Origin of the sequence: Thiohalocapsa sp. (genome assembly GCF_019695415.1) — a bacterium.
GTDB lineage: Bacteria > Pseudomonadota > Gammaproteobacteria > Chromatiales > Chromatiaceae > Thiohalocapsa.
The window spans coordinates 1-10,715 of sequence record NZ_JAIFKJ010000244.1; the positions used below are offsets into that span (position 1 = coordinate 1).

General features: G+C 67.3%; 8 protein-coding genes. 7 read left to right on the plus strand and 1 reads right to left on the minus strand.

Translation table 11 applies throughout. The features are described 5' to 3' along the window. The 3 genes from I6U14_RS06870 to I6U14_RS06880 form a co-directional block, all read left to right on the plus strand. Positions 1-2,415, plus strand: a 2,415-nt coding sequence (locus I6U14_RS06870) for a DEAD/DEAH box helicase (protein WP_296897963.1), incomplete at its 5' end; no start/stop codon positions are given. Beyond that, the gene (locus tag I6U14_RS06875) at positions 2,412-3,710 is read left to right on the plus strand and encodes a ribonuclease H-like domain-containing protein (protein ID WP_296897966.1); all 1,299 of its coding nucleotides are present in this window, start codon (positions 2,412-2,414) and stop codon (positions 3,708-3,710) included. The genes I6U14_RS06870 and I6U14_RS06875, both read left to right, overlap by 4 nt. Before the next feature lie 72 nt (positions 3,711-3,782). After that, on the plus strand, positions 3,783-4,424 hold the full coding sequence (locus tag I6U14_RS06880; protein ID WP_296897969.1) for a response regulator transcription factor: 642 nt from the start codon (positions 3,783-3,785) through the stop codon (positions 4,422-4,424). A 56-nt stretch (positions 4,425-4,480) separates the two neighbouring features. Here I6U14_RS06880 and I6U14_RS06885 read toward each other — a convergent pair whose 3' ends face one another. Beyond that, the gene (locus tag I6U14_RS06885; protein WP_296897971.1) at positions 4,481-6,685 is read right to left on the minus strand and encodes a M1 family metallopeptidase; all 2,205 of its coding nucleotides are present in this window, start codon (positions 6,683-6,685) and stop codon (positions 4,481-4,483) included. A gap of 184 nt (positions 6,686-6,869) precedes the next feature. On the opposite strand from I6U14_RS06885, the gene I6U14_RS06890 reads away from it, so the two are divergent. The 4 genes from I6U14_RS06890 to I6U14_RS06905 all read left to right on the plus strand — a co-directional run. Further along, positions 6,870-8,021 (plus strand): ChaN family lipoprotein, encoded by a 1,152-nt coding sequence (locus tag I6U14_RS06890; protein WP_296897973.1) that lies wholly within the window; start codon positions 6,870-6,872, stop codon positions 8,019-8,021. 217 nt (positions 8,022-8,238) lie between these two features. Continuing rightward, entirely contained in the window at positions 8,239-9,621 is a 1,383-nt protein-coding gene (gene yegQ / locus I6U14_RS06895) for a tRNA 5-hydroxyuridine modification protein YegQ (protein WP_367115635.1), read from the plus strand. 148 nt (positions 9,622-9,769) lie between these two features. Further along, positions 9,770-10,279, plus strand: coding sequence for a hypothetical protein (locus tag I6U14_RS06900; protein WP_296897978.1), 510 nt, complete (start codon positions 9,770-9,772; stop codon positions 10,277-10,279). 89 nt (positions 10,280-10,368) lie between these two features. After that, positions 10,369-10,715 (plus strand): hypothetical protein (locus I6U14_RS06905; protein ID WP_296897979.1); only part of this gene is annotated, 347 nt, incomplete at its 3' end.

Sequence of the window (10,715 nt, forward strand, 5' to 3'; positions counted from 1 at the left end):
ACGGCGTCCGGCAAGACGCTCTGCTACAACCTGCCGGTGCTGGATGCGGTGCTGACGCGGCAGGCGAAGGCACTGTATCTGTTCCCCACCAAGGCGCTCGCGCAGGATCAGGTGGCGGAGCTGTCGGCGCTCAACCAGGCGCTGGTCGGGTCTGTAGACGCTGGCGGCTCCATGCGCGTCTCAGACACGATTGCCGCGCGAGGCGGCTCGCCCAGCAGTTCCTCGGGCAGCTCCTCGGGCGGGTCCTTGGGAATCAAGGCCTTCACCTTCGACGGCGACACGCCGGGAGATGCCCGCAAGGCGGTGCGCACACGCGGCGATATCGTGCTGTCGAACCCGGACATGCTGCATCAGGCGATCCTGCCGCATCACACCAAGTGGGCGCAGTTCTTCGAATCGCTGCAATTCGTCGTGGTGGACGAGCTGCATGGCTACCGTGGCGTCTTCGGCAGCCATGTGGCCAATGTCTTCCGGAGGCTCCTGCGTATCTCCCGGTTCTATGGGGCCAGTCCGGTGTTCATCTTCGCGTCCGCCACCATCGCCAATCCGGCGGAGCTGGCGGGGCGGCTCGTCGGCGAGCGGGTGCATGCGGTCACCGACAGCGGCGCGCCCCGGGGGGCGCGCCATCTGTTGCTGTGGAACCCGCCCGTCATCGACCCGGACCTCGGCATCCGAGCGTCCGCGCGCTCCCAGACCACGCGCATCGCCCGGGCGGCGACCAGACAGGGGCTCAAGAACATCGTCTTCGCCCGCTCGCGCCTAATGGTAGAGGTGATCACCAAGTACCTGAAGGACGTCTTCGACCGCGATCCGCGGCGCCCGGCACGGGTGCTGGCCTACCGCGGCGGTTACCTACCGAGCGAGCGACGCAGTGGCGAGCGGGCGCTGCGGGCGGGTCGCGTGGACTGCGTGGTGAGCACCTCGGCGCTGGAGCTGGGTGTGGACATCGGTGCCCTGGATGTCGCCGTGCTGAACGGCTACCCGGGCACCATCGCCGCCACCTGGCAGCGCCTCGGGCGGGCGGGGCGGCGCAACCGGCCCAGCCTCGGCGTATTGGTCGCCACCAGCGACCCGCTGGATCAGTACATGGTGCGGCACCCTGAGTTCTTTCTCGGCAGCTCGCCGGAACATGCGCGCATCCACCCGGATCAGCTGCTCATCCTGATGGACCATGTGCGCTGCGCCGCCTTCGAGCTGCCCTTTCGCGACGGCGAGGGCTTTGGCGACTGCGCCGAGGACCTCACTGAGATGCTTGCCTACCTCCGCGACGAGGGGCTCCTGCAAAGGCAGGGGCAACAATGGTTCTGGGTTGCGGACAGCTATCCGGCCAATGCCGTGTCCCTGCGCTCGGTGGCAGAGGGTAACTTCGTCGTCATCGACACCACCGGCGGCAAGCAGACCATCATCGCCGAGGTGGACTACACGGGCGCTCCCGGCACCGTCTACGAGGGCGCCATCTACATGGTGCAATCCCAGCCGTACCAGGTCGAGCGTCTGGACTGGACGGGCCGCAAGGCGTATGTCACCAAGACCCGTGCCGACTACTACACCGACGCCATCGACTACACCAAGCTCAAGATCCTGGCGGAGCTCGATCGGTGCAGTGTCCATGCGTCGCACGACGCTGCCGCCGCGTCCGTGCCTCATACTTTCGGTGGCTCCCGGGGTGTCGAGTGCGGACCCCAGCCCGATTTCGATGCCTTCGCGGCGGTGGCCCATGGCGAAGTGCATCTCGTGCGGCGCTACCCCGGCTACAAGAAGATCCGCTACTACAGCCACGACAACATCGGCTACGGCAACATCGATCTGCCGGACCAGGAAATGCATACCACCGCCGTGTGGTGGCAGTTGCATCCAAGCGTGCTGGTAAAGGCGGTCGCCGAGTGCTTCGGCAGCCGGGAGCGGCTGGTGGAGGGCTTCCTCGGCGCTGCCTATGCCCTGCATCACGTGGCGGCCTTGCGCGCCATGGCAGAGATCCTGGACCTCGGGCGTGCCGTGGGAGACGGGCAGGGCCGCTGGTTTGCCGTGGTGGCGCCCGACGGCCGCGGCCAGCTGCGCGATCCGGACAATCGCCCCCTCGACGGTCCGCCTGCGGGCGGCTTCGAGCCGACGCTCTTCCTTTACGACAACTATCCGGGCGGCGTTGGGCTGTCGGCGCCGTTGTTCGATGTTGCGGCGACGCTCGTCGTCGATGCGCTGGCGCTGGTGCAGGGCTGCGCCTGCAGCGCAGGCTGTCCGGCCTGCGTCGGGCCGATCCTGCCTGGCGACGAGCAGCGCTCGCAAACGCCCAGGCAGCTGGCGCTGGCTGTGTTGGGGATGCTCGCGGGCAAGGCGGCTCGAGCCGTCGCGTACGCAGCGGGCTCGGACGAGCGCGACGCGAGCTGCGCCGCGCAGCTACGGCGGCGTGACGGATGAGCGGCCTGCGTGAACGCCTGCAGCGCTTCCGCGGCGATGCGGCGGTGAAGCCCGCCGCGCCGTCCGCGGCGCCGGCGCAGCCGAGCCTCGGGGAGCGGCTGCGCCGGCTCGGATCGGCACGCGTCGGGGCAGCCAAGCCTGCGCATACCGCCGGCGTTGTGCAACGGCAGACTGCCGTGGCGGGCGTCGGTATCCCGGACGATTCGGAACTCGCCGGGGCACTCGGCGCAGAGCGGCTTGCTGACGGTGTGCTGCGGCTGGCGCAGTACCGGCCGCTCGCGCTGCGCCATGGACACTGCAGCCTCGATGCGGACCCCGCAGCGGTGCGGCTCTTTGTGCCCGAGGCCTCAGCAGACCCGGCTTGCTGGATCGCCATGGACACGGAGACCAGCGGGCTCGCCGGCGGCACCGGCACCTGGGTGTTCTTGGTGGGGCTTGCCCACTGGCGCAACGACCGCCTGGAGCTGATTCAGTACCTACTGACGCGGCTGGATGCGGAGGCCGACTTCCTCGCTTGCGTGCGAGCCGAGCTTACCCAGGCCGCGTTGCTGTTGAGCTACAACGGCAAGACCTTCGACTTGCCCCTGCTTTCCGCCCGGCTGCGGCTGGCGCGGATGGAGGATGTCGCCAACGACATCCCGCACCTGGACCTGCTGCACCCGGTGCGCCGTGCCTTTGCGCCGCGCTGGCCCGATTGCCGGCTCGCCAGCGTCGAGCAACGTCTGCTGGGCCATCGGCGTGCGGGCGATCTGCCCGGCGCGGAGGCTCCCGCGGCCTGGCTGGATTGGCTGCGCCGCGGCGATGGACATCGGTTGCAGGGGGTGCTGGCGCACAATCGCACGGACCTCGTCTCCGTTGCCGCGCTGCCGGCACGGCTGGCCGCGGCGCACCTGGCCCCCGCCGCTTATGGGGCGGACCCGTTGCGAATTGCCCGCTGGCGGCTTGCGGCAGGGGACGCGGAAGCGGCCAGGCGCGTGCTGGCGGACGTCGGCGCGGCCGCACTGGAGCCGGAGGCCAGATATCTGCTGGGCGGTCTGCATGCCCGAGCCGGAGACTGGAGCGCGGCCTTGGAACTCTGGCAGCGGCTCGACGCCGAGGGGCACACCGGTGCCTGCGAGGCGCTGTCCAAGCACTTCGAGCATCGGGTCAAGGACCCCGCGCAGGCACTTGCATACGCTCGGCGGTTGCCGCCAGGGCCGGAGACTGAGCGCCGATGTCGGCGTCTCGCCTACAAGATCCGGCGCGATTTCGGTCACTGCGATGGTGTCATCGACCTGGCCGATGAACATCATTGACGCCGACAGTGCTGATGAGGATATAAATGCCGCAGCGCCGAACAGCAGGTCCAAGAGACCAGGAACCTAGTCATGCCCATCAAAGTTGTCCTAGCCGATGACCACAAGATGATTCGCGAAGCCCTCGGGGCCATGCTCTCGCGCGAGCCGGACATTCAGGTCGTGGCCTACGCCAGCAATGGCTCCGAGGCCATCACGCTGGCGCAGGCCTGGAAGCCCGATATCGTGCTCATGGATGTCTGTATGCCCAGCGTGGACGGCATCGAGGCCGCAATGCGGATCGTCAAGCTGCTGCCGCACACGCGGGTCATCGCCCTCTCGGCGCAGGGCGAGCGTCCCTTCGTATCGCAGATGGTGGAGGCTGGGGTGCAGGGTTACGTGCTGAAGGACGAATCGGTGGTCACCCTGGCCGAGGCTGTGCGTGCGGTGGCTGGCGGCCAGACCTGGCTCCCGGACAGTTCGCAGATTCTGAGCGGCCCCGAAAAGCGCCTGCTTTCGCGTCGGGAGCGGCTGGTGCTCAAGGGCCTTGCCGAGGGCAAGCGCGCACGCGAGGTTGCGGATGTCATGGGCATCAGCACCAAGACGGTGGATACCTATCGCAGGCGCATGATGTCCAAGCTCGGCCTCGAATCCCAGGCCGAGCTCATGAAGTATGCTGTGGCCCTCCACGGTGGTGCAGGTACGGGCGGGCGCGGCATGCCGATGCAGGCCTAACGACGCGCTGGGTACCGTCGGTGAGTCGGCTCGCGGCTCGCCGCGGGTTACAAGCCTCAGCGCGCCGCCAAGGTGCTGCGCGTCGGCATGCGCAGGATCGGCCGCGCTTCCGAGAGCCACCTGGTCAGTGCCGAGTCCCCCGGCGGCCATTGCCCTTTGAGCTGATTCTCCGGCGCATCGCCGGTGAAGGTCAGATAGCCATACTTGCCATAGTGCGGCAGCTTGCGCGCGAGCCCTGGCACCGCCGACGGGGTTGCCGCCGCCACCCAACCGAGTGGCCGGACGGCATCGCCTGCCGCAAGCGCAACGCTCACGTCTGACTGCTGTTCGCCGGCCAGTGTCAGGCTGCGGGCGTCGGCGTCTAAGGCCCAATCGGCGCCCGCCGCAGCCGCCAGCTCCTCCACAAAGGTGTTCTCCCACCCGAACAACCACACGGCCCGATCTTCCGGCAGTGATCCCAGCACGGTGTCCTCTGTGATCTCCCACTCGGGATGGCCCTGCTGCCAGCTCAGTGCCAGGTTGCGGTAGGCACGCTGCAGGGTTGCCGATGCGCCTGCCGGAAGCACCATCAACCCCTGCTCTGCACCGAACAGGTTGCTGAGGGACGCCGGCGACTCCTCCGGCAGCAACTCTCGAAAGGTGTCGAACTGAGGATCGACGGCCACGCGCACCGGCCGGGTGGCGAGCTTAGCCTCGAAGCGCGCAGCACGCTGATTGAAGGTGGCGGTCACCTCCCGCGGTGTGCCCCGCTCGGAATGCACAACCACCGGGACGGTCATCGGGTAGGGCGCGTCATCCTGGATCTGGTAGACGCTGCCGGAAACCACGTAGCCACCGCTCGGGCTCTGTTCGACGCTCACGTCGCCGAGCTGGAGCTTGGCGGCGCCGGTGCGTGTGGTCCAGGCGGTGAAGAAGTCATCCAGCTCCGTGTTGCTTGCAAGCTCGAAGCCGAGCTTCAGATCGTCGAGGTCCGCCGTGCGGAAGCGATTCTGCCGGTAGAAGGTGCGCAGACCGTTGCGGAAGGTCTCCTCGCCCAGCATCACCCGCAGCATGTGCATGGCCATCAGCATCTTGCCGTAGCCGATGGCCTGGGATGCGCTGCCGTGACGGCCGCGGAACGCCCTAATCGGGAAGTCCTGGTCTTCGCGCACGTAGTCGGCATAGGCCTTGAGCTGATCGCGACGGTAATTGGCGCCTTCACCGGCGAGGGCCTTGTTGAGATGATCGGACAGATAGGCTGTGAGACCCTCGGCCCAGTTGCCGGCGGCGTAGTCCACATAGACGCTGTTGCCCCACCAGTTGTGCAGGATCTCATGCGGATAGGAGCTGTGGAGGATGAAAGGCAGGCGCATAACGCGCGAGCCCAGCAGCGTGAACGAGGGCATGCCGTAGCCCGTCTCCCAGAAGTTCTCCACCAGCGCGAACTTGGCATAGGGGTAGGGGCCGATGAGCTCGCTGTAGCGCGTCAGGTAGTCACCGGTGGCCTCCAGATAGCGCTCTGCGAGTGCCGGGTCCGGCAGCCGCAGATAGGCTTGTGCCTCGCCAAAGGGCGTGTCCTTGCGATAGAGCTTGAAACGGGCAGCAATGAGATAGAGCTCGTCTTGCGGGTGGTCCTCCTGCCAGCGCACGCGGGTGTCGTCGCCCTCGATGCGCTCGGGGCCCGCCCCTTGTGAAACGGCGAGCCAGCCTGGGGGCACGCGCACGTCCAGTTCCATGCGGTTCAGTGCCCCTGGCAGGTTCGGGTACCAGCCGGTATAGCCAGTGAGAAAGACGCCGTCGGCGTTGATGGTGCCCACCAGCTGCTGGCGCTCGCGGCCCATCCCCTCACGCACGGTGGTGAGTGGATGACGGATCTTGCCGCCGTAGCGCAGCGTCACCGTGGCGTCGCCATTCGCCGTCAACCTGAACCGCTCCAGGTGGCCGTCGCGGCCTACGCGCTCCAGCACCGCATTACCCGCCGCCACCTGCGGCTCCAGCCCGCGGTGCAACAGAAAGATTATCTGCGTCGCGCCGGCGGGCAGCGACAGCTCGTCGGTGGCGCGCAGGGTGCCAGTCTCGGGGTCGAGCATTGCATCGATGACATGTCCGACCACTGGCTGGCTCTGCGCCGCTACGCCAGCCAGGGGCATCAATAGGAGTGCGAGCGGGAGCAGGCAGGCCCACAACGCATGTGCCGCCGGCAAACGGGCCGCGCTGGCACGAAAGTCCGAGGTGCAGCGGCCCGGCTCTGGGTCAGCGATGCTCGAAGAAGGGAACTTCATGGGTCGGCGTATGGTCGCTTCGTGGTCGTCTCGGCAAAGGTTCGGGGCGGCTGCGATGCGAGCGCAGCCCACGGCAGCGAGGCGCAGGTCGAGAGCCCGGGACGCGCGCACCGCGAGCCCTCATAATGGAGACGTCAGTCAGACAATCACAGCAGTCGCCATGATCCAACACCGCTTCACTTGCATGTCCGTTTTCACCCTCTTTCTCGCGGCAGGTGCCCTTGTCCCAGTGGCCGCCGCGGAGGAGGCCGCCGGCATGCTGCCGGGCCAGGACGAGATCCAAGACACCGCAACGACGGTGGTGGAAACCGCCCGTGTCGCAGGTCTCGACGACTTGCTCACAAGGCTCGCGGACAAGCGGGTGGTCTATGTCGGCGAGTCCCACGACCGCTACGAGGACCATCTGAATCAGCTGAGCATCATCCGCGGGCTGCACGAGCAGGGGCGATCGCTCGCCATCGGCATGGAGTTTTTTCAGCAGCCCTTTCAGGCGGCCCTGGACGAGTTCATCGCCGGTGCAATCAGCGAGGCGGAGTTCCTGCGGCGGACGGAGTACTTTACCCGTTGGCGCTTCGACTATCGTCTTTACCGGCCCATCCTGCGCTTCGCCCGCGAGCACGGCATTCCGCTCATCGCCCTGAATCTGCCCAAGGAGATCACCGATCAGGCGGGCGATGGCGGCATCGCATCTTTGAGCCCGGAGCAGGCGGCACAGATTCCCACGGATATGGATCGCGATGACCCGGCGTACCGCGAGCGGGTGGAGGCGGTGTTCGCCATGCACCCCAAGGACGAGGATGCCGACTTCGAGCACTTTCTCGACGTGCAGCTCCTGTGGGATGAGGGTATGGCCGAGCGCGCCGTCGCCTACCTGCGCGCACATCCGGACAAGACCCTGGTCGTGCTGGCCGGCACTGGGCATGTCGAATACGGTCAGGGCATCCCGCAGCGGGTGGCGCGGCGCATCGAAGTGCCAGCGGCCACGGTGGTGAGCGGCAGCATGCGGCCCTTCGATCCAGCGCTGGCGGATTTCATTCTCTATCCGCAACGGGTCGATCTACCGGCCACAGGCCTGCTCGGCGTCATGCTTGACACAGAGGCCGAGGGCCAAGGTCTCGGCGTGCAGGGCTTCAGCGAGAACAGCGGCGCCAAGGCCGCGGGGGTCGAGACCGGGGACCGTATCGTGAGCGTCGGCGACAGCAGCATCGACAGCTATGCGGACATCCGCATCGCATTGATGGACAGCCGCCCGGGTGACACCCTCCCGGTGCAGGTGCTGCGCGACAAGGTCATCGGTGGCAGCGAGCGCCTCACCTTCGAGGTGGAGCTGCACTAGATTGCTTCACCGCGCGTTATGCTTGCGGAGGCGTCTGATTTTCGATGCCGCCTCATGATCCGGACGCCCGTAGGGCTGAGGGCAGACGGCTGATGAATAGACACTGCCGGCGGTGTGGAAGTCCGGCTCTCAGCCCTCAGCCTTGGCGAAAACAGACTGGTGTCATTCTGGCGATCCGGTTGCTCGTCGGCCTACGGCATCGCCTCGCTAGTCATACATGTCCATGACCACGACCGCGCACCACAAGCCGGAGCTGTTGGCCCCGGCGGGGACCCTCAAAAACCTCCGCTACGCCCTTGCCTACGGCGCCGATGCCGTCTACGCAGGTGCGCCGCGCTACAGCCTGCGGGTGCGCAACAACGACTTCGATCAGCGTAATCTCGCCGCGGGCATCGACGCGGCTCACGCCCTTGGCCGGCGCTTCTATCTCGCCGCCAATGCACTGCCCCACGGTGCAAAGGTCAAGACCTTCCTCGACGACATGGCCCCGGTGGTGGCCCTCGGCCCCGATGCCCTGATCATGGCGGACCCGGGGCTGATCCTGCTGGTGCGCGAGCGCTGGCCCGACCTGCCTGTGCATCTGTCGGTGCAGGCCAACACCACCAATGCCGCCGCGGTGCGCTTTTGGCAGCGGCAAGGCGTTGCCCGTGTCATTCTCTCCCGGGAGCTCTCGCTGGACGAGATCGCCGAAATTCGTGCCGCCTCCCCGGACATGGAGCTGGAGGTGTTCGTGCATGGCGCCGTCTGCATCGCCCACTCCGGGCGCTGCCTGCTGTCCGGCTACTTCAACCACCGGGACGCAAACCAGGGTACCTGCACCAACGCCTGTCGCTGGGAGTACCGGGTCGCCGGCGTGGCGTCCGTAGACGAAGCCCAGGCGCAGGCCTCGGGTGCGGCAGGCGCGCCCGCCGGGACTCTCCCGGAGGCGGCGCTGCTCGCCGCCGAGCCTGCACCGGCCACTGCCCGTCACCCAGACGCGGACGCCGTTTGGCTGCTGGAAGAGGCCAAGCGACCCGGCGAGTACATGCCCGTGTTCGAGGACGAGCAGGGCACTTACATCATGAACGCCAAGGACCTGCGGGCGGTGCAGCATGTTGCGCGTCTGGCCGCGATGGGCATCGACTGCGTCAAGATCGAGGGCCGCACCAAGTCGCATTACTACACCGCGCGCACCACGCGGGTGTATCGCCACGCCATCGACGACGCCGCCGCAGGCCGACCCTTCGACGCCAAGTTGCTGGAGGAGCTCGACGCGCTTGCCAACCGGGGCTACACCGAGGGCTTCTACCGCCGGCATGCCCCGTCTGCGCTGCAGAATTACGCCGAGGGCGCCTCGCGTAACCGCCAGCGCATTTTCGTCGGAGAGATCGTCGGTCCGGCCGAGGCCCCCGGGCTGGTCAGCGTCGCGGTGAAGAATCGCTTCGCCGAGGGGGACGACCTCGAGCTGCTGACACCACAGGGGCAGCACAGGTTTCGGGTCGCCGGTATGCTCGGCCCCGACGGGAAGCCTCTGCACACGGCACCGGGCGACGGTTGGCACGTAAGCTTACCCTTGTCCTGGCCGGAGAGCCGTCATGGCCTCTTGACGGCTGCGCTCTGAAGCCCGGCCGAGCCGTCATTGGGCGGGCAGTGGCAGCCGTGACTGATCAGCGGCGCAATGCGCGTTGTCGTCGCTCGGTGCACGCGCTCGGCGGCTCGGGCTGCTATCGTGTTACACGAGACTGGGTCCGAATCCAGTTGATCCCGACATGAGTGACAATCTCCTGCATGCCGCCGTGGTCGCCGCGCGCGAGGTCGCGAACCTGCTACTGCTGGGCGGACTATTCTTCGTGTTGTTCGTCCAGCTCCCGGCCATCGCGCGCCTCAAGTCTGCCCGCATGCGTCTGGCGCTGCGCAAGGCGAGCTTCGGGCGCATGTTTCTATGGGGCTGGCTCGGGCTCGCGGTGCTGTGGTTGACGGCACTCTACGACCTGCTGCAGTCAGACGCTCCGCTGCCGGCCTACAGCGGCGCCGCTTTGGCGCTAGCAGCATTGTTCACACTGCTGTTTCTGATCGCCCAGTTCGGGCTGTACATGCAGTCCATTATTTCGCTGGAGGAGGGTAACGCCGAGCGCGCGGCCTGGCTCAACCACCAGCTGCGCTGGGTGCTGCATCTGGCATTCTTGCTGGCCCTGTCGATTTTGTTGCTGCATCAGCTCGGGCCGGTGCTCGTGCCGCCCGAGGGGTTTTCGCTGCCGGCGCTGCTGCCGGCATCCTGAGCGCGCCGCACGGCGGCGCCGTGTCTACGCTTTCGGTCAGTGTGCGCTGGTTCGGGTATCCTCTGTCGTGAGGCAGGGGGAACACCATAATGACCAGATCGGGCCTGGTGGCGCGCTGGCAGTCGTCACCTCGGCACACGGGCGCAGCCGGTTTGATTGTGGCGCTGGCCATCCTAGTGCTGAGCACGCCTGTCGGCGCCGAGGATGCTCCGGCGCCGCAGAGTTTCGAGGTCATCGAGGCCGGCATCGCGTCGGTCCAGGCCGCCTTCGACGCCGGCATCCTCACCGCAGCGGAGCTGACCCGCAGCTATCTTGCGCGTATCCAAGTTCCGGACCGGGACCGGCACCGGCCTAACACCCTCACCGCTGTACACGAACCCGCCGCGGAGGGCCCACCCGCCCACACCGCCACACGGGCCGCCGCCCCCCCCGCCAG

Coding starts and splice junctions, on each gene's coding strand:
- I6U14_RS06875 (WP_296897966.1), top strand. CDS start 2,412: ATGAGCGGCCTGCGTGAACGCCTGCAGCGCTTCCGCGGCGATGCGGCG.
- I6U14_RS06880 (WP_296897969.1), top strand. CDS start 3,783: ATGCCCATCAAAGTTGTCCTAGCCGATGACCACAAGATGATTCGCGAA.
- I6U14_RS06885 (WP_296897971.1), bottom strand. CDS start 6,685: ATGAAGTTCCCTTCTTCGAGCATCGCTGACCCAGAGCCGGGCCGCTGC.
- I6U14_RS06890 (WP_296897973.1), top strand. CDS start 6,870: ATGTCCGTTTTCACCCTCTTTCTCGCGGCAGGTGCCCTTGTCCCAGTG.
- yegQ (WP_367115635.1), top strand. CDS start 8,239: ATGTCCATGACCACGACCGCGCACCACAAGCCGGAGCTGTTGGCCCCG.
- I6U14_RS06900 (WP_296897978.1), top strand. CDS start 9,770: ATGAGTGACAATCTCCTGCATGCCGCCGTGGTCGCCGCGCGCGAGGTC.